Source organism: Azospirillum oryzae, from assembly GCF_008364795.1.
GTDB lineage: Bacteria > Pseudomonadota > Alphaproteobacteria > Azospirillales > Azospirillaceae > Azospirillum > Azospirillum oryzae.
Genome location: NZ_VTTM01000001.1, coordinates 327,415 through 345,994, shown reverse-complemented (window position 1 = coordinate 345,994; position 18,580 = coordinate 327,415). Strand labels below are relative to the sequence as shown.

General features: G+C 67.6%; 18 protein-coding genes and 1 riboswitch. Of the genes, 4 read left to right on the top strand and 14 right to left on the bottom strand.

Annotated elements, in window-relative coordinates; translation table 11 throughout:
• Positions 1-70: 70 nt before the first annotated feature.
• The 3 genes from FZ938_RS01685 to FZ938_RS01675 all read right to left on the bottom strand — a co-directional run bounded on the left by FZ938_RS01685 (position 71) and on the right by FZ938_RS01675 (position 2,526).
• Entirely contained in the window at positions 71-625 is a 555-nt protein-coding gene (locus FZ938_RS01685; RefSeq protein WP_149196973.1) for a hypothetical protein, read from the bottom strand.
• A complete protein-coding gene (locus FZ938_RS01680) occupies positions 622-1,224 on the bottom strand; it encodes a hypothetical protein (protein WP_136705638.1) in 603 nt (200 codons plus the stop codon). Before FZ938_RS01680 ends, FZ938_RS01685 begins: the two co-directional genes overlap by 4 nt.
• A 174-nt stretch (positions 1,225-1,398) precedes the next feature.
• Positions 1,399-2,526, bottom strand: coding sequence for an acetoin utilization protein AcuC (locus tag FZ938_RS01675; RefSeq protein ID WP_246457420.1), 1,128 nt, complete (start codon positions 2,524-2,526; stop codon positions 1,399-1,401).
• A 147-nt stretch (positions 2,527-2,673) separates the two neighbouring features.
• Positions 2,674-2,780, top strand: a riboswitch (TPP riboswitch).
• 47 nt (positions 2,781-2,827) lie between these two features.
• Between FZ938_RS01675 and FZ938_RS01670 the strand changes: the two genes are divergently transcribed.
• The 4 genes from FZ938_RS01670 to FZ938_RS01655 all read left to right on the top strand — a co-directional run bounded on the left by FZ938_RS01670 (position 2,828) and on the right by FZ938_RS01655 (position 6,262).
• Positions 2,828-3,559, top strand: a complete 732-nt coding sequence (locus FZ938_RS01670) for an ABC transporter ATP-binding protein (RefSeq protein ID WP_246457419.1) — start codon at positions 2,828-2,830, stop codon at positions 3,557-3,559.
• Entirely contained in the window at positions 3,556-4,323 is a 768-nt protein-coding gene (locus FZ938_RS01665; RefSeq protein ID WP_149196970.1) for an ABC transporter permease, read from the top strand. The genes FZ938_RS01670 and FZ938_RS01665 overlap by 4 nt, the downstream gene beginning before the upstream one ends.
• Positions 4,324-4,370: 47 nt before the next feature.
• Positions 4,371-5,312 (top strand): ABC transporter substrate-binding protein, encoded by a 942-nt coding sequence (locus tag FZ938_RS01660; protein ID WP_149197644.1) that lies wholly within the window; start codon positions 4,371-4,373, stop codon positions 5,310-5,312.
• 122 nt (positions 5,313-5,434) lie between these two features.
• Entirely contained in the window at positions 5,435-6,262 is an 828-nt protein-coding gene (locus tag FZ938_RS01655; protein WP_149196969.1) for a universal stress protein, read from the top strand.
• Positions 6,263-6,366: 104 nt separating this feature from the next.
• Here FZ938_RS01655 and FZ938_RS01650 read toward each other — a convergent pair whose 3' ends face one another.
• The 11 genes from FZ938_RS01650 to dusB all read right to left on the bottom strand — a co-directional run bounded on the left by FZ938_RS01650 (position 6,367) and on the right by dusB (position 18,527).
• Positions 6,367-7,179, bottom strand: coding sequence for an inositol monophosphatase family protein (locus FZ938_RS01650; RefSeq protein WP_149196968.1), 813 nt, complete (start codon positions 7,177-7,179; stop codon positions 6,367-6,369).
• Between the two features lie 37 nt (positions 7,180-7,216).
• Entirely contained in the window at positions 7,217-7,828 is a 612-nt protein-coding gene (locus tag FZ938_RS01645; protein ID WP_149196967.1) for a hypothetical protein, read from the bottom strand.
• Between the two features lie 84 nt (positions 7,829-7,912).
• The gene (locus tag FZ938_RS01640) at positions 7,913-8,221 is read right to left on the bottom strand and encodes a hypothetical protein (RefSeq protein WP_149196966.1); all 309 of its coding nucleotides are present in this window, start codon (positions 8,219-8,221) and stop codon (positions 7,913-7,915) included.
• A 164-nt stretch (positions 8,222-8,385) separates the two neighbouring features.
• A complete protein-coding gene (hflX, locus tag FZ938_RS01635) occupies positions 8,386-9,678 on the bottom strand; it encodes a GTPase HflX (protein ID WP_149197643.1) in 1,293 nt (430 codons plus the stop codon).
• 52 nt (positions 9,679-9,730) lie between these two features.
• Positions 9,731-9,979 (bottom strand): RNA chaperone Hfq, encoded by a 249-nt coding sequence (hfq, locus tag FZ938_RS01630; protein WP_012974114.1) that lies wholly within the window; start codon positions 9,977-9,979, stop codon positions 9,731-9,733.
• 61 nt (positions 9,980-10,040) lie between these two features.
• On the bottom strand, positions 10,041-10,769 hold the full coding sequence (locus tag FZ938_RS01625) for an HAD family hydrolase (protein ID WP_149196965.1): 729 nt from the start codon (positions 10,767-10,769) through the stop codon (positions 10,041-10,043).
• 178 nt (positions 10,770-10,947) lie between these two features.
• The gene (ntrX, locus tag FZ938_RS01620; RefSeq protein ID WP_149196964.1) at positions 10,948-12,348 is read right to left on the bottom strand and encodes a nitrogen assimilation response regulator NtrX; all 1,401 of its coding nucleotides are present in this window, start codon (positions 12,346-12,348) and stop codon (positions 10,948-10,950) included.
• The gene (locus FZ938_RS01615) at positions 12,338-14,656 is read right to left on the bottom strand and encodes a sensor histidine kinase NtrY-like (RefSeq protein ID WP_149196963.1); all 2,319 of its coding nucleotides are present in this window, start codon (positions 14,654-14,656) and stop codon (positions 12,338-12,340) included. The genes ntrX and FZ938_RS01615 overlap by 11 nt, the downstream gene beginning before the upstream one ends.
• Before the next feature lie 225 nt (positions 14,657-14,881).
• On the bottom strand, positions 14,882-16,327 hold the full coding sequence (gene ntrC, locus FZ938_RS01610; protein WP_109151026.1) for a nitrogen regulation protein NR(I): 1,446 nt from the start codon (positions 16,325-16,327) through the stop codon (positions 14,882-14,884).
• Positions 16,327-17,526, bottom strand: a complete 1,200-nt coding sequence (locus FZ938_RS01605; protein ID WP_149196962.1) for a two-component system sensor histidine kinase NtrB — start codon at positions 17,524-17,526, stop codon at positions 16,327-16,329. The genes ntrC and FZ938_RS01605 overlap by 1 nt, the downstream gene beginning before the upstream one ends.
• 14 nt (positions 17,527-17,540) lie before the next feature.
• Positions 17,541-18,527: a tRNA dihydrouridine synthase DusB gene (gene dusB, locus FZ938_RS01600; RefSeq protein WP_149196961.1), complete on the bottom strand. Its 987-nt coding sequence runs from the start codon at positions 18,525-18,527 to the stop codon at positions 17,541-17,543.
• Positions 18,528-18,580 lie beyond the last annotated feature (53 nt).

Here is an 18,580-nt window from a genome sequence, read left to right as displayed (position 1 = left end):
ACCGACAGGTCGGGCTGTTTTCTGCTTCCGGAAGCCCTTCTCCCACCCTGGGAGAAGGGCTTTTCCGTCTCTAGGCCGCGCTGCGGGCGGCGCTGGGGCTGTAGAGGTCTTCCTTGACCGGCGCCACCGACCGCACCTGATAGCCGGGACGCGCGCTGAACCGGCGGTTGGCGCGTTCGGCCGCCTCGCGGTCGGATTCGGCCCAAACCAGATAATTGCGTCCGCGTGCCCATTCGACGGCCAGCGGGTGGGTGGCGTCGATCTCGCCGATCTGCTGGTTCACCACGGTCACCAGCCATTCCTTGTCGCCGGGATTGCGCCGGTCGGTCAGGATCAGAATCTGTGGGCGTCGCTTCGACTGCGCTTCGGTCAGGCGCTGCTGCACTTCGACCTGCTTCTTGCGCAGTTCCACGATGTCCCGCGTCAGCTCCTCGATCTCGGCATGAAGGTTTTCCTCCTCGCGGTGCAGGCGGTGGATGGTGGCGTCCAGCTTGTCCAGCCTGTTGCGCACGCCGCGCACGCGCTGGCGCGCCTGCGACACCCGCTGTTCCACGGTCATCAGCACATTTCCGAGCCATGCGCCGATGGCGACGATCGCCAGCACGATGATGAAGTTGATCATCATGTGGCAGCGCCAGCCTTGGCGCGGGCGGTGGCGGGCGGCACCGGTACGCCCCCCTTGCCGCCGGTCCTCGCGTCGCCGCGCATGAAGGTCTTCTGGAACCCAAGCTTGAAGGGGAAGGCGACGTCGCACATCTGCTTCGCCTCATCGAAGCTGGAGGCCCACACCTCCGCCACGTTGGCGCAGCGCCAGATCGGGTTCACGGGCCCGCGGTCGCCGGCGGCCCTTGCGGCGGCCGACGCCTTCTCCTGCGTGACGGTGGCGACGAACTTCATCAGGCCCGCCTGCGGGTCGCCGACCTCGTGCACGAACATCGGCGGCTGCTCGGCCAGGTCGCGGATCTGCTTCTCCGCCTTGCGGATGTCGCTTTCCAGCCGGCTGCGGTCGGAGGACTGGCTGTTGCGGCGCTGAACCAGCTGGTTGACCCGGTTCTGAAGCTCCTGCGATTCCGCATGCAGCACATAGACGCGGTTCTCGATCTGCTCCAGACCGCTGCTCTTTTCCATGATGTTCGGCAGGAAATCCTTCAGCATCATGGCGACCGGTACAGCGGCCAGCATGATGATGACGATGGCGATCAGGAACAGCGTCGTGTTCGACATCCGCCCGCCCATTCTCCTACCAAAGCCCGGCCCAAGCACGCTCCGATCCAACGTCAACCGACGCGGAAGCTGCACCGGCGCAGTGGAATGAGGATCACCGAACAATCCAGGTCCGTCAACGAATCGTAACGGCTTGGTTCGAAAATCGTCCCAAATGAAACGATTCGCCGCGGATCAGGACAGCGCCATCTCCGCCACCCGTTTCACCGTGTCGCGGACCGTCCCCGGCCGCCGTTCGTCGCCCAGCGTGGTGAACCAGTGTTCCGGCGGATTGCGGCCGGCGGCGCGGCTCCAGGTCAGGGCGCGCAGCACCGTCTCCGCTTCCGCCGTTGGCTTGATTGCCGGGTCGATGCCGTTCATCACCGCCCAGATCCCGGCCCAGCAGCGCCCGACCGACCAGGGGTTATAGCCGCCGCCGCCCACCACCAGCACCCGCGGCGCCAGCGGCAGCAGTGCCGCAACCGCATCCCACAGGGCGCGGTTGGACAGCTCCAGCCGGCTCAGCGGGTCTTCGGCCAGCGCGTCGGCGCCGGTCTGGATCACCATCGCCTGCGGACGGAAGGCACTGGCCAGCGGCAGCACCGCCGCCTCCATCACATGCTCCATCTCGCTGTCGTTGAAGCCCGGCGGCACCGGAAGGTTGCGGGCCATCCCGCCGGCGCGGTCCTCCGCCTTGCCGGTGTAGGGCCAGCGGCCATCCTCATGGATGGAGATCGTCAGAACCCGGTCGTCGTCGGCGAAGGCCTCCTCCACCCCGTCGCCATGATGGGCGTCGAGATCGACGTAGAGCACCCGCTCCAGCCCATGGTCCAGCAGTTCCAGGATGCCCAGCACCGGCGCGTTGAAGTAACAGAATCCGCTGGCCCGGTCGGGCCGCGCATGGTGGGTCCCCGCCGCCGGCGCATAGACCAGACCGGCTGGCCGGTCGCCCAGGATCCGGGCCGCCTGCAACGCCGATCCACTGCTGTGGGCCGGCCGCCGGTACATCTCGGCGAAGATCGGATTCTCCAGCTTGCCGAGATTGTGGCGGGCGGCAGTGGCCTCATCCACCCGCTGTTCGGCCTCCGCCCGTTTCAGCGCCGCGATGTAATCGGCGGTGTGGAAGCGTGCCAATTCCCGTTCGCTCGCCACATGGGTGTCCAGATAGACCTCGTCCGGCAGCCATCCCATGGCGCGGCTGAGGTCGATGGCGGTCGAGACGCGCGGGATCGCCAGCGGATGTTTCGGCCCATAGGTCGAGCCGCGATAGATCTCGCCGCCGATGAACAGCGGGGTGCGAAAGGGCGTGGTCAGGGCTGGCACTCCATGATGCCCGCCAGAAACTAGGCGCGGCCACGCTCCGGTCAAGCGCCTGCTTCCAGGGACCGGCTTCCATGGGCCGGCTTCCAAGGTCCGGAACTCCGATCCGGCAATGCTTGCGGTCACGGATCGTCCGCGCCTATAGTCGCCGCCTTCACTGGGGGGAGCCGATGGGCGGCTGAGAGGTCCTGTTGCGGGACGACCCCTGGAACCTGATCCGGTTCATGCCGGCGTAGGGATCAGTGATGCGGGACCGCACCCTCTCCTTTTTCGACAGAACGACATGCTAGCCCCGATGCTTGCGATGACGCCGCTTTCGGTGACGATCTCGCGCGCCCGGCTGACCTATGGCGGCACGCTGCTGTTCTCGGACCTGACGCTGGAACTGCCGGCCGGCCGGACCACCTGCCTGCTGGGACCGAGCGGCGTCGGCAAGACCACGCTTCTGCGCATCCTCGCCGGTCTGGCCGAGCCGGAACCACCGACGCAAGTCGTCACCGGCGATGGACTGCCGCTGGCCGGCCGCATCGCCTACATGGCGCAGCAGGACCTTCTGCTTCCCTGGCTGACCGTCCTCGACAATGTCCTCCTGGGCGACCGTCTGCGCCACCGCCGCCCCGATCCGGCGCGGGTGGAGCAGGCCCGCGCATTGCTGGACCGCGTCGGTCTGGCAGGGCGGGAGCGCGACCGCCCGGCCGCCCTGTCCGGCGGGCAGCGGCAGCGGGTGGCGCTGGCCCGCACGCTGATGGAGGACAAGCCGCTGGTGCTGATGGACGAGCCCTTCTCCGCGCTCGACGCCATCACCCGGCTGCGGCTGCAGGAAACGGCGGCGGAGACGCTGGCCGGCCGTACCGTCCTGATGGTCACCCACGACCCGCTGGAGGCGCTGCGCATCGGCGACCGCCTGCATGTGATGACCGGCCGTCCCGCCGCGATGGGGCCGGCGCTGGAGCCGTTGGGCCCGGTGCCGCGCCGCGTCGACGATCCCGGCCTGCTGGCGCATCAAGCCGAACTGCTGCGGAGGCTGGCGGAATGAAGGCGCTGCTGCGCGCCGTGGTCACCCTGCTGGTGCTGGTTGCCGCCTGGCAGGCGCTGGTCTGGGCCACCGGCCTGCCGCGCTACCTGCTGCCCAGCCCGCTGGCGGTGGCCGACGCGATGCAGAGGCAGGCGCCCCTGTTGCTGACCCACGGCCTGACCACCCTGTCGGAGATCCTGATCGGATTGGTGGCCGGCGTGGCGCTGGGCGGGGTCAGCGCGTTGCTGCTGGCGCGCTTCCGCACCGCCCGGCGCTGGCTGATGCCGCTGCTTCTGGTCAGTCAGGCGATTCCGGTCTTCGCCCTGGCGCCTCTGCTGGTCCTGTGGCTGGGCTACGGCATGGCCTCCAAGATCGCGATGGCGGTGCTGGTCATCTATTTCCCGGTGACGACCGCGCTGTTCGACGGGCTGCGGCGCACCGATCCCGGCTGGCTCGACCTTGCCCGCACCATGGGCGCCTCCCCCGCCGCCATACTGTGGAGCATCCGCCTGCCGGCCGCTCTGCCCGCCTTCTGGTCCGGCGTGCGCGTCGCCGCCGCGGTGGCGCCCATCGGCGCGGTGATCGGCGAGTGGGTGGGGTCGTCCTCCGGCCTCGGCTATCTGATGCTGCATGCCAACGCCCGCATGCAGATCGACCTTCTGTTCGCCGCCGTCCTGGTGCTGGGGCTGTTCGCGGTGACGCTGTACGCCGCCGTCGATGCGCTGGCCCGCCGCGCCCTGCCCTGGCAACCCGATACCCAACCTGCCGAAGACGCCAACCCTTAAGACGCCAACCCTCGAAGGGGGAGAGACACCCGATGAAGCACCTGCCAATGAAGCACATGTTCGCCGCCGGCCTGATGGCCGCCAGCCTGATGACCTCGCTTCCGGCCCTGGCCCAGGACAAGCTGTCCGTGATGCTGGACTGGTTCGTAAACCCCGACCACGCCCCGCTGGTGGTGGCGCAGGAAAAGGGCTTCTTCAAGGACGCCGGGCTGGACGTGACGCTGACCGCTCCGGCCGACCCCAACGATCCGCCGAAGCTGGTCGCCGCCGGCGGCGCCGACATTGCCGTCTCCTACCAGCCGCAGTTGATCCTGCAGGTGGACGAGGGGCTGCCGCTGGTCCGCATCGGCACGCTGGTGTCGACGCCGCTGAACTCCGTCGTCGTGCTGCGCGACGGGGCGGTGAAGACGCTGAAGGACCTGAAGGGCCGCAAGGTCGGCTATTCCATCGCCGGCTTCGAGGACGCCCTGCTCGGCGCCATGCTGGAGAAGGAAGGGCTGAGCCTGAAGGACGTCGAGCTGGTGAACGTCAACTTCTCGCTCTCGCCGTCGCTGCTGTCGGGGCAGGTCGATGCCGTGATCGGCGCCTTCCGCAACTTCGAGCTGAACCAGATGGAGATCGAGAAGCACCCCGGCCGCGCCTTCTACCCGGAGGAGGAAGGGGTGCCGCCCTATGACGAGTTGATCCTGGTCGCCCGCAAGGACAAGGCGAACGACCCGCGCTTCAAGCGCTTCCTGGCGGCGGTGGAGCGCGCGACGCTCTACATCCTGAATCATCCGGAGGAATCGCAGGCCGCCTTCGTCAAGGGCCGGCCGGAGCTGAACGACGAGTTGAACCGCCGCGCCTGGGCCGACACGCTGCCGCGCTTCTCCCACAGCCCGGCGGCGCTGGATGCCGAGCGCTACACCCGCTTCGCCGAGTTCCTGAAGGCGCGCGGCCTGATCAAGGCGGTGGCGCCGCTCGACCACTATGCGGTCGTGGTCAAGTAACCCCATCTGCTTGCAGACATTGCCATTCGTCGTGGCGGAGCGTTATCTGGAAGGAAAGCGCTCCGCCGGCCCACTGTCGGGCCAATGGCGGGCCAAAGCATAAGATTGGGAGACGCGAGGGCATGCCGATCAAGACCATCCTGCTGCACATGGCCAACGACGACGCCCACGCCAGCCGTCTGGCGGTGGCCGCCGCCCTGGCCAAGCGCTTCTCCGCCCATATCCAGGCGCTCTACATCGCCACCCCGGTGTCGATGCCGGCGGGCGCCACCGGCCGCGCCGCCTCCTACGGTTACATGGCGGAAGCCACCGCCATCGCTCACGAGAATGCCGAACGCATCGAGCGGGAGGTGCGCCAAGCGCTCGACGGCCTGTCCTTCGACTGGACGATCGAGGAAGGCGATCACGTCGATCTGCTGGCGGAGCGGGCCTCCTACGCCGATCTGATCGTGGTGGCGCAGTCGGCCGCGGTGCGGGCGGGCGAAAGGGTGTCGCTGCACCACATCCCCGACCGCCTGCCGCTGGAGACCCCCACCCCGGTGCTGGTTCTGCCGCCGAAGCAGCCGGCCGCGGCCCCCATCGGCCGCCATGTGCTGGTCGCCTGGAAGAACAGTCCCGAATCGGCCCGCGCCGTCCGTGCCGCGATGCCCTTCCTGGAAACGGCAGACTCCGTCACCGTCCTGTCGGTCGAGCCGCCGGGCCAGCACAGCAACGATGCCGCCGATCTGGTCGACTGGCTGCACCGCCACGGCATCGCCGCCCGCCCGCAATCGGTCATCGCGTCGGGTGGCGAGGTCGGCGACATGATCCTGTCCTGCTGCGGCGACCAGGGCGCCGATCTGCTGGTGATGGGCGCCTACGGCCATTCCCGTCTGCGCGAACTGGTATTGGGCGGCGCCACCCGCACGGTGCTGGAAGGGCTGACCCTTCCGGCACTGCTGACGCATTGAGGTGTTGCGGGGAGGATGGTTGCGGTGGTTGCCCCCACCCCAACCCTCCCCCGCCCAGCGGGGGAGGGTTGGGGTGGGGGCAACCACGCCCCTAACCACTCAACTCACCCAAAAAGCTGCCCGCGCAGCGCCTGCCAGCTTTCGCGGTCGGGCGCCAGCAGGATGCTGCCGCGCAACAACCCCGGCCGGTAGGGCGTGCCGTCGATCAGCGCCGAATAACCGCCGGCCTCCGCATGCATCAGCACCCCGGCCGCATGATCCCACGGCATCAGCCGGTGATAGAGCGAGTAATGCGCCCGCCCCTCCAGCAGCCGCAGATACTCCTGCGCGGCGCTCGACAGGCACACGCGCTCGCCCAGTCCGGCGCTGCGCTCCTCCAACTGCCGCCCCATCTCCTCGGGGCAGAAGCGCGTCGACAGCGCGCCAACCATCCGCGGCAGCGGCACGGCCGGCGCGACATGGACGCCGCTGCCGTTCAGCCGTGCACCCTGCCCTTTCACCGCCATCGCCATCCGGCCATCGACCGGATCGTGGATCCAGCCGGCGACCGTCTCGCCCTTCCAGGCAAGCGCCACGATCACCGCGAACATCGGCCGGCCCTGGGCGAAATTGATGGTGCCGTCCACCGGATCGATGATCCACACCGGATCGTCGCCATGGATGCGGTCGAGCACGCGCTCGTCCTCCGATGCCGCTTCTTCGCCGATGACGCGGCTGCCCGGCAGCAGGGCGGACAGCGCCGGGGTCAAGGCCCGCTCCGCCGCCTCGTCCGCCAGCGTGACGAGGTCGGTCGGGCCGGTTTTCTGCCGGATGCCCGATGCGTCGAGCTTCTGGAAATACGGCATGATCTCCGTCCGTGCGACGGAGCGGATCAGGTCGGAAACCTGGTCGATGTCGGGAAGCGGGAAACCCGTCATGGTCGGAAGGTTCCTGATTGCTTGAGGTGATGGCGGTTCAGCGCTTCGCCGCCGGCTGGCTGCCGGGCGCGCCGTCCAGTTTCAATACGGGATCGCCGCCCTTCGGGTCGGTCAACAGAACCCTGCCGTCCAGCCCGCTGTCCTTCAGCGCCTTCGACAGCGCATCGAAGGTGGCGCGGTCGGCGGCGGCGGCAGCGGCCTCCTTGGCGGGATCGGGCGGCGGGGGCGGCACCGGGCCACCCCGTGCCGGCTCACGCGGCGCTTTGGGGTCCGGCGGCGGGGGCGGTGGCGGAGGGCCCGCGGTTTCCTTTTCAGGTTCCGGAGGAGGAGGCGGGGGCGGTTGCCACAGGCGGAAACAGTCGGTGAAGGCCTGCTGCTTGCAGTCCTTCAACAGTTCCGCAGCATCCGGCGCGACGATCAGCGGTTCGTCGGGTGCCAACGGCAAGGGCTTCGGCGGAGGGGGAAGCGGATCCTCGGGCGGCACCGCCGGTTCCTCGACATATCCGGGCGGCAGCGGCATTCCGTAACGCACCGGCTCGGCCGCCACCGGCTGGGCAATTGCCAGAAGCAGCGGCAGTGCCGGGATCAGCAGCGCCGGGAATAGGCGGCCGGCGCCGGTCAGGACGGTACGGGAAGGGGAACGGAGCACGACGGGACCGCGGCGATGGCGAACGGCCCATTATGGCCCGTCATCGCCTGCGCAGTCATCCCTCAAGCATGTGTCAAATCACCGTCAGGCTGCGGCGCGGTGGTCGTGATGGGGGTCGTGGCGGGTTCCGCCGGTGAAGCCGCCATAGCCCCAGGCAGCCAGCTCACGGCAGATCGCATCGATCTTCGCGGCTTCTTCGGCATTCGGCTCCCGCTGGGCGGCGGATTCGATCAGGCTCATCAGGGTCGCACGGCCTTCGGGGGTGCGCGAAAGCTCCTGCAACCGCAACAATGCGGCGCCAGGCGGCAGCTTTTCCTGACGGGCGACGATAGCAACCTGATCGGCGAGGAAAGCCGTGATCGAAAAGCACGACGGATCGGTTTGCAACCGCATTGGCAGTCCTCCTGATGGGGGAGCGCACCGCTCCGTTCCCATAATCGGACCCCAACGGGGAAATAACCACGCCGCATTCGTCGTAAGACCGGAGTGGGGTGCAACAGGTCATAGACCCGGTGTCGCACCCCCTTCCTTCGGCCAGGAGTACAGGCCCGCGCCGCCTAAGGTTGCGACTGGACCTGCTCGGTCGGCTGTTCGGCCGGCTGGAACCGCTTCTCGAAACGGGCGAGATCGACGGGGTCGATGGAGACCTGCAGATGCGCATGCTCCTCGTCGTCGCGCCGGTCGAGAACCTCGCTCCTGGCATAGAGCCAGGCGAGCGCCGCCCCGTCGCCAAGGTCGACGGACAGGTCGACGACCTGCCGGTTGACGTTCATCCGCTGGTCGAGCAGGCGATCGAGGTCGTCGATCCCCTCCCCCGACAGGGCCGAGACCGCCACGGCGCGCGGATTGCGCCCGGTCTGGGCCAGGACCGCCGCGCGGCTTTCCTCGTCCAGAGCATCGATCTTGTTCAGCACCTCGATCACCCGGTCGTCCGTCTCCGGGTCGATGCCCATGTCCGACAGCACCTCGTGGACGTCGGCCTTCTGGGCCTCGCTGTCGATGTGGGCGATGTCGCGGACATGCAGGATGATGTCGGCGGCGTCCACCTCCTCCAGCGTGGCGCGGAAGGCGGCGACGAGGCCGTGCGGCAGGTCGGAGATGAAGCCGACCGTGTCCGACAGGATCACCTTGCGCCCCGACGGCAGCGTCACCTGCCGCATGGTCGGGTCGAGCGTGGCGAACAGCAGGTTCTGGGCGAACACATCCGCATTCGCCAGCCGGTTGAACAGCGTCGATTTGCCGGCGTTGGTGTAGCCGACCAGCGCCACCACCGGGTACGGCACTTTGGCGCGCGCCTTGCGGTGCAGGCCACGGGTGCGCCGCACCTCCTCCAGTTCCTTCTTGATCTTGATGATCCGATCGCCGATCAGGCGGCGGTCAAGCTCAAGCTGCGATTCGCCGGGGCCGCCGAGGAAGCCGAAGCCGCCGCGCTGCCGTTCCAGGTGGGTCCAGGACCGCACCAGCCGGGATTTCTGGTAGGTCAGGGACGCCAGCTCGACCTGCAGCATGCCTTCCCGCGTCCGGGCGCGGGCGCCGAAGATCTCCAGGATCAGACCGGTGCGGTCGATGACCTTCGCCTTCAGCGACCGTTCCAGGTTGCGCTGCTGGACCGGCGACAGGGCATGGTCGAGGATGACGAGGGTCGCCTCGCTCTCCTCCACCACCTGTGCCAGTTGCTCCACCGTGCCGGAGCCGAGCAGGGTCGATGGCTGCGGCCGGTTCACCTTGGCGCATTCGGCATGGACCACGTCCAGCTGAATGGCCTGGGCTAGACCGACCGCCTCCTCGAGCCGGGATTCGGGAGGGCGCATGTCCCCGTCCGCCTCGCTGCGGAGGACAGGGTGGACCACGATGGCCCGCGCGGCGCCTTCAGGGGCCGCGCCGTTACCATTGGTCAAGGGATCAGACGCTTTCACCTTCCTTGGGCGGCTCGAAAAGTTGAATGGGATGGGCCGGCATGACCGTCGAGATTGCGTGCTTGTAGACGAGCTGGGAATGCGCGTCGCGCCGCAGAAGTACCGAGAAGTTGTCGAACCAAGTAATAATGCCCTGGAGTTTCACGCCGTTCACGAGAAAGACGGTTACGGGAGTCTTGTTCTTACGGACGTGATTGAGAAACACGTCCTGCACGTTTTGGCTTTTTTCAGACATTTTTCATGCCCCCTTCTTCAATGTTCTTGGGACCCCTTCGTCAGGCGGTCCGCTCCCCGTTTCACGGTGCAGGTATGGTGCGCGTTGGTACCGTCTCGACAGCCGTTTGCAGGGATATGGTATCACCATTGCCTTCCACCAAGCCATACAGGACGCGGTGCAGCGCCGTACAGTCGGTGTGGCGATGGGCGGGCGGGAAACGGTCGAAGCCGCTCCCCTCGCCCAGCCCTATTAGCACCGGAACGAGTCCGGCGCCATGGGCGCATTCCATATCGATGTCGGCATCGCCGAGAAACCAGATATCGGCACCCGGCGCGATCCCCGCCGGCTCCAGCGCCATCCGCACCGGGGCGATGTGCGGCTTGTCGAACTCGGCATCCTGTGCGCCGACCAGCTTGCCGAAATAGCGGCTCCAGCCCAGCGCATCGGCCTCCGCCCGCAGGAACCTGCCGTTCTTGTTGGAGACAACGGCCTGATAGACGCCGCGCTCGTGCAAATGGCGCAGCAGAATCTCCGCGCCCGGCAGCGGCTTCAGTCCGTCCAGATGGTGGGCTGCGAAATAGCCGTAGAACAGGTCGCGCGCCTCGGTCCAGCGCTCGCCGAAGATGCGGGGGAAGCTGTCGCGCAACGATGCCTTGATCCGCTCGCGCGCCTCCTCGGCACTCCAGGGGTCGAGGCCGAAGGACACCAGCGCATGGTTCAGCGCCGCGCGCACGGTGTCCCAGTTGCTGACCAGGGTATTGTCCCAGTCATAGATGACGGCGCGCGGCAGGGTGATGGGGGCGGACAAGGAGATGCTCCAATAGGCGTGGGAATGGCGGCACGAAGCCGCCCTCACGTGGAGGTCATCCCCACGAAAGCGGGGATCCAGGCTGTCCCACAGTCACTCCTGTGCAAACGCTGGACTCCCGCCTTCGCGGGAATGACGGACGGACTGAGAAGTGATTGCCGTCGTGCGATGGCGCCGATCACTCGATGAACATTTTCCCCTTTTCGCTGCCATGGACGCCCAGCGACTTCAGCTTGCGGTGAAGGGCGGAGCGCTCCATGCCGACGAAGGACGCGGTGCGGGAGATGTTGCCGCCGAAGCGGGTGACCTGTGCCAGCAGATATTCGCGCTCGAACACCTCGCGCGCCTCGCGCAGCGGCAGGCCCATAATCTCGCCGCCCTTGTCCCATTTCAGGACCGTCGGCGTGATGGCGCCGATCTCCGGCGGCAGGGTGTCGGCGCGGATCGGCTCCTTCGCGTCGCCCTGGGCCATGATCAGCAGCCAGTCCACCACGTTGCGCAGCTGGCGCACGTTGCCCGGCCAGTCATAGGCCTGGAGCGCCGCCATCGCGTCCTCGCCGAACTCGCGGACCGGCAGGCCCGACGCCTCGGCGGAGCGCTGCATGAAATGGCGGGCCAGCACCGGGATGTCCTCCCGCCGCTCCGCCAGTGACGGCACGCGGATCGGCACCACCGACAGGCGGTAGAACAGGTCCTGGCGGAAACGTCCCTGCTCGATCTCCGCCTGCAGGTCGCGGTTGGAGGTGGCGATGACGCGCACGTCGACCTCGACCCGCTGGCCGCCGCCGACGCGCTCGAACACCTGCTCCTGCAGGGCGCGGACGATCTTGCCCTGGGTTTCCAGCGGCATGTCGGCGACCTCGTCCAGCAGCAGCGTGCCGCCATGGGCCTGCTCGAAGGTGCCGATCTTGCGGCCGGGACCGTCGACGCCGGCCTCGGTGCCGAACAGTTCCATCTCCAGCCGCTCCGGCCGCATGGTGGCGCAGTTCAGCCCGACGAAGGGGCCGCTGGCCCGGCGCGAGCGGGCATGGATCAGGCGCGCGACCACCTCCTTGCCGGCGCCGGGCGGGCCGGAGATCAGCACGCGGCTGCCGGTCGGCGCCACCTTGTCGATGGACTGGCGCACCTGATTGACCGCCGATGAGCGGCCGATCAACTCGACGTCGCCGCCGGCGCGCAGCTTCAGTTCCTGGTTCTCGCGCTTCAACCGCGCCGCCTCGATGGCGCGGTCCACCATCAGCAGCAGCCGGTCGGCCTTGAACGGCTTCTCGATGAAGTCGTAGGCGCCGACCTTGATCGCCTGGACCGCGGTCTCGATGTTGCCGTGGCCGGAGATCATGATGACCGGGAGGTTGCCGTGGTCCCGCATCAGCTGTTCCAGGATCTGCAGGCCGTCCAGCCTGCTGCCCTGCAGCCAGATGTCGAGCACGACGAGGCTCGGCCGGCGCGCCGCCACCTGGGCGAAGGCCTGATCGGCGTCGGCGGCCTCGCGGGTCTTGATGCCTTCGTCGTTCAGGATGCCGGCTATCAGCATCCGGATATCGGCTTCGTCGTCGACGATCAGAATGTCATGCGCCATGGGCTTCGTGCCTCATCTCTCCGCCGGTCTCCGCCGGCCTGTCGTCACGGCCGCCCGCGTCGTTCGCGACCGCAACCGGGTGTGGAATGACCAGGGTCACGCGCGCCCCGGACCCGCCTTCGCGGTCCTCCAGGGTCAGCACGCCGCCATGGTCCTCCATGATCTTCTTGACGATGGCGAGCCCCAGCCCGGTGCCCTTGGCCCGCGTCGTCACATAGGGTTCGGTCAGACGGTCGCGCTGTTCGCCGCCGGGCAGGCCCTTGCCGTTGTCCTCGACGGTGACGACGACCTTCTCGCCGTCGTCCTCCACCGCGATCGCCACCTCGCCGGGCGGCAGGTCCGACCCGTCGGTGGGCGGCGTGCGCCCTTCGATGGCGTCCGCCGCGTTCTGCAGCAGGTTGGTCAGCGCCTGGGAGATCTGCCGGCTGTCGCACGCCACGGTCAGCGGCCCGGACGGCAGCCGGGTGTCGAAGCGGATCTTGCCGGTATGGGCGCTGGATTGCAGGAACACCGCCTGCCGCACCAGATCGTTGATGTTGACCGGCTTCATCACCGGCTGCGGCATCCGCGCGAAGGCGGAGAACTCGTCCACCATGCGGCGGATGTCGTCGACCTGCCGGACGATGGTGTCGGTGCACATGGTGAAGACCTCCGTATCGCTGGAGATCTCCTTCAGGTATTTGCGGCGCAGCCGTTCGGCCGACAGCTGGATCGGCGTCAGCGGATTCTTGATCTCGTGCGCGATGCGGCGCGCCACGTCGGCCCAGGCCGCCTTGCGCTGGGCCGACACCAGTTCGGTGATGTCGTCGAAGGTGACGACATAGCCGCGCACCTCGCCGGCGCGCACCTCCGCCGCGATGCGGACCAGCAGGGTCAAGGTCGGCTTGCCCGGACGGCGGATCTGGATCTGGTCCTGCACGACGCGGCCCGGCTTCTTCGGCGCATTCTCCAGCAGGTCGCCGATGTCCGGCAGCAGTTCGACCAGCGACATGCCGACCAGACGCTCCGGATCCTCCTCGCCCAGCAGCCGGGCGGCGGACAGGTTCGGCAGGTTGATGACGCCGTCGGCATCCACGCCCAGCACGCCGGCGGACACGCCGGACAGCACCGTCTCGGTGAAGCGGCGCCGCTCGTCCAGCAGCCGGTTGGTCGACAGCAGTTCCCGCCGCTGCCCCTCGATTTCCGTGGTCATGCGGTTGAAGGCGCGGGACAGCAGCACGAACTCGTCCTCGCCCGGCGGCTCGGAGACGCGAACGGTCAGGTCACCGGCGCGCACCCGCTCGGCAGCGCCGATCAGGGCGCTGATCGGGCGGACCAGCCGCGTGGCGAAATTCAGCCCGGCCCACACCGCCGCCAGCAGCAGCAGCATCGCCACCACCAGGAAGATCAGGGTGAAGGTGATCTGCAGGCTGCCGCGCTGGTTCTCCAGCGCCGTGTATTCCTTCACCGCCCCCTCGGCAGAGGCCATGTGCTGGAGCACCCGCGGTTCCACCATGCGGCCGACATAGAGGAAGGTGTCGGACACCCGGTCCAGGCTGACCAGGGCGCGGACGCGGTCGTCGGATTCCTTGACGATCAGCGCGACCTCGCCATTGCGGGCCTGCTGGATCTTGTCTTCCGGGATCGGTTCGAATTCCAGGGTGAAGGTATAGCCGGCGCGCGCGACGATGGCGCCGGTGGTGCCGTTGAAGACGATGGCTTCCGACAGGGCGCGCAGCATCGCCTGGGTGGCGACGACCTGCTCGAACCGCTCCGGGTCGCTGGAAAGCCGCGCCTCCTGCGACAGGTCGTTGGCCATCGCCAGGGCATCGGCGCGGATGTTCTGCTGGTGCTCGTGCAGATAGGCGCTGGCGACCACCAGGGATTCATTGACCGCCGTGCGCACGCGGTCGCTGAACCAGCTCTGCACCCCGACATAGAAGAACAGGGTGGAGAAGACGGTCATGATGATGGCCGGCGCCACCGCCAGCACGCTGAACACCAGAACCAGCCGGGTGTGCAGCCGCGATCCCGCCAATCCGCGCCGCCGCCCGATCAGGATCGCGACGATCCGCCGGGCGATCAGCACGCCCAGCGTCAGCAGGATCGCGAGGTCGAGCGTCAGCAGAAGCGTGACGGTGCGCGGGTTGGCCTGCCCGAAGGGCGCGCTTTCCGTCATCGCCGCATAGGTGGCGAAGCCGGCGGCCAAGGCTGCCAGCGACAGGGCAAAAGCCAGCCGCTTGCCCAGGCCTACCCGCCGGGACCAGTGGAGAATCTTCTGCCAGACCGGCCTTTGGCCGGCTGCTGCGTTGTCGGAAATGGGTGGCATGGTCCGGCGCTGATCTGTTGCCGGAAAGATACACCTCTGTTGCGGCCCTGCCAAGCCGCAATGGATCTGCCTTTCGGACAGGACCGATTAGGCCAGCCGGCGCGGCGCGCCATCGGGCGGTTGCTGGTCTTTCGTCCAGCGCCGTCCGCACCGACGCTGTGTCACAATTTTGGCACGGGTCGGTTGCGGCGGCGGCGGGGCGTCAATCGGCTGGTCGGCAGCAGTCTATTTGATGCCGCGCATCACCTGGATGTCCAGGTCGCGGATCTTCTTGCGAAGCGTGTTGCGGTTCAGACCCAGCAGCTGGGCTGCCTTGATCTGGTTGCCGCGGGTCGCCGACAGGCTGAGCGAGATCAGCGGCCGTTCGATCTCGCGCAGCACGCGGTCGTACAGGCCGTTGGACGGCATGCCGTCCTTATGGGCGGCGAAATAGTCCTTCAGGTGTCGCTCGACCGCCGAGGACAGGCCCTCGCTCTGCGGCTCCTCCACCGGCTGGGCGGCCGGGGTGGCGTCGGCAAGCTCCGCCTCGACCACGTCCAGCCCGATGACCTCCTGCGAATAGAGCGCGGCCAGACGGCGGACCAGATTCTCCAGCTCGCGGACGTTGCCGGGCCAGCGGTAGCGCTTCAGCCGGTCCATCGCCGCCTGATCGATGCTCTTGGCCGGAAGCCCCTGGCTGATGCCGAGATTGAGGAAATGGCGGACCAGCAGCGGAATGTCCTCCGTCCGCTCCCGCAGCGGCGGCAAGCGGATCGGCACCACGCACAGCCGGTAGAACAGATCCTCGCGGAACAGGCCCTGGCGGATCAGGGTGCGCAGGTCGCGGTGGGTCGCCGCGATGATGCGCACGTCGGTCTTGATCGCGGTGCGGCCGCCGACGGTGGTGTATTCGCCCTCCTGCAGCACGCGCAGCAGGCGGGTCTGCGCCTCCAGCGGCATGTCGCCGATCTCGTCCAGGAACAGGGTGCCGCCCTGCGCCTGTTCGAACCGGCCGGTCGACCGGTTGGTGGCGCCGGTGAAGGCACCCTTCTCGTGGCCGAACAGCTCGGACTCGATCAGCTCGCGCGGGATGGCGGCCATATTGATGGCGACGAAGGCGCCGTTGCGCCGCTTGCCGTAATCATGCAGCGCGCGGGCGACCAATTCCTTGCCGGTGCCGGACTCGCCGGTGATCATCACCGTCAGGTCGGTGCCCATCAGGCGGGCCAGCACCCGGTAGATTTCCTGCATGGCGGGCGAGCGGCCGATCAGCGGCAGCTGTTCCTCGCCTTCCAGGTCGCCGCCGGGCATCGCCGCCGGCGGCGTGTTGGTGTTCAGCGCCCGTTCGACGACCGACACCAGCTCCTTCAGGTCGAAGGGCTTGGGCAGATATTCGAAGGCCCCGCGCTCCGCGGCCTTCACCGCGGTGATCAGCGTGTTCTGCGCGCTCATGACGATGACGCGCAGTTCGGGCCGCAGCTTCTTGATGCGCGGGATCAGGTCCAGGCCGTTTTCGTCCGGCATCACCACGTCGGTGATGACCAGATCGCCCTGCCCGTCCGCCACCCAGCGCCACAGCGTGGCGGCATTGCCGGTGGTGCGCACCTCGTGCCCCAGCCGGGCGAGCGCCTGCGTCAGGACGGTGCGGATGGCGCGATCGTCATCCGCGATGAGAATGGTCGCCGCGCTCATCAACGACTCCCCCGGCCGCCCTTGGACTGCAAGCCAGCGTCTGAAATCTTCGACTCCCCGGAAGGTTTCGAGTCATCGTATTTCGAATCATCGTACATCGGCAGCGACACCTTGAAGACGGTCCGGCGAGGCTGGCTGTCGAACTCGATGGTTCCGCCATGATCGCCTATGAGTTTCGCCACCAATGCAAGACCAAGGCCAGTGCCGTTCACTTTGCTGGTCACGAAGGGATCGAACAGGTTGGACTGCAGGTCTTCCGGAATGCCATCGCCATTATCCTGCACCGTCACCAGCAAGGGCAGATGCCGGCGCGCATCGCCGCCCGGCAGCGCCATGCGCACGCCATGCTGATAGGAGGTGATCAGGGTGATTTCGCCGCCTGATTCCGGTGCAGCTTCTGCCGCATTTTTCACCAGATTCAGGAAAACCTGCACAAGTTGGTCGCGATTGCCGTAAACAGGAGGCAGCGAGGGGTCGTAACGCTCGACAAAGCGTATTTTTCGGGCAAACCCGCTCTGGGCTACCTTGCGCACATGCTCCAGGACCGTGTGGATGTTCACCGCGGCGCGTTCCAGCGGCCGTTCATCGGAGAACACCTCCATCCGGTTGACCAATGCGACGATGCGGTCGGCCTCGTCGCAGATCAGGCGGGTCAGCACCCGGTCCTGGTCGCTGGCGTTCTCCTCCAGCAACTGGGCGGCGCCACGGATCCCCGACAGCGGGTTCTTCACCTCATGCGCCAGCATCGCCGCCATGGCGGTAACGGAGCGTGCGGCATGGCGGTGGGTCAGCGAATGGTCGATCTTGCGGGCCAGCGACCGCTCATGGATGGTCAGCACCACATGGTCGGGCGGGTCGCCCATGGTCGCCACCTGCACCGTGACATGGTGCGGACCGATGCGCGGCGTGTCGATGATGACCCCGTCCTGCGACACCCGGCGGCTGCCGCGGCGCACCTGCTCGATCAGGCCCATCACCGGACTGTCCGGCGGCAGCAGGTCGGGCAGCGGCATGCCTTCCATGGCGTTGGCGGACAGGTCGAAGAATTCCTGCCCCTCCAGATTGACGAAGCGGATGTCGCCATTGCCGTCCACCACCAGCACCGGATCGGGCAGGCTGTTCAGCACCACCAGGGAATCCAGCCGGGGCGCCCGCGAGGCACCCGACCGGTTGCGGCCACGCTGGCCCGGGGCGGTCATCGGTACGGGATCCATCAGGCGGCCATCCTTTCGATTGCCGGTTCGTAGAAGGCACGGATGCGGTCACGCACCGCGTCGGGGTCGGCCAAGCGGTTGACCTCCTGGCGGAACTCGTTGGAGTCGCGCAGGCCGGTCGAATACCAGGACACATGCTTGCGGGCGACCTTGATACCGCCGTCCGTGCCGTAATGGCTCAGCATGCTGTCGAAATGCTCCAGCAGCGTGGTCATCTGCTCGTGCAGCGGCGGATCGGGCAGCCTCTCGCCGGTGCGCAGGTAATGCATGACCTGCGACGGGAACCAGGGCCGGCCATAGCTGCCGCGCCCGATCATCACGCCGTCGGCTCCGGATTCGGCAAGCGCGCTGTCCACCGCCTCGAAACTGGCGATGTCGCCGTTGACCACCACCGGGATCGACACCGCCTCCTTCACATGGCGGACATAGGTCCAGTCGGCAGTGCCGGTGTAGAACTGCATGCGGGTGCGGCCATGGACCGTCACCATCCTGATCCCGCACTGCTCGGCGATGCGGGCGAGGTTGGGAGCGTTCCGGTTGGTCTCGTCCCAACCCAGCCGCATCTTCAGCGTAACCGGAATGCTGACGGCCTTCACCACCGCCTCCAGGATCCGCCCGGCCAACGCCTCGTCCCGCATCAGGGAGGAGCCGGCGTGGCCGTTGACCACCTTCTTCACCGGACAGCCGAAATTGATGTCGACGACTGCGGCGCCGCGGTCCTGGTTCAGCTTCGCCGCTTCCGCCATCACCTCGGGCTCGCAGCCGGCGAGCTGGACCGCCATCGGAAATTCTTCCGGTTCGGTCTCCACCATCCGCAGGGTCTGGCGATTCTCGCGGATCATCGCCTGGCTGGCGATCATCTCCGACACGACAAGGCCGCAGCCCGCGCGCTTCACCAGACGGCGGAACGGCAGGTCGGAGACACCCGACATGGGCGCCAGGATCACCGGTCCGGCGAGCGTGATGGGTCCGATTTGTATGGTCATTCTCACCTGCCCGATTGATGGGCAAATCAACAAAGTGCCGCCAATTTGTGCAA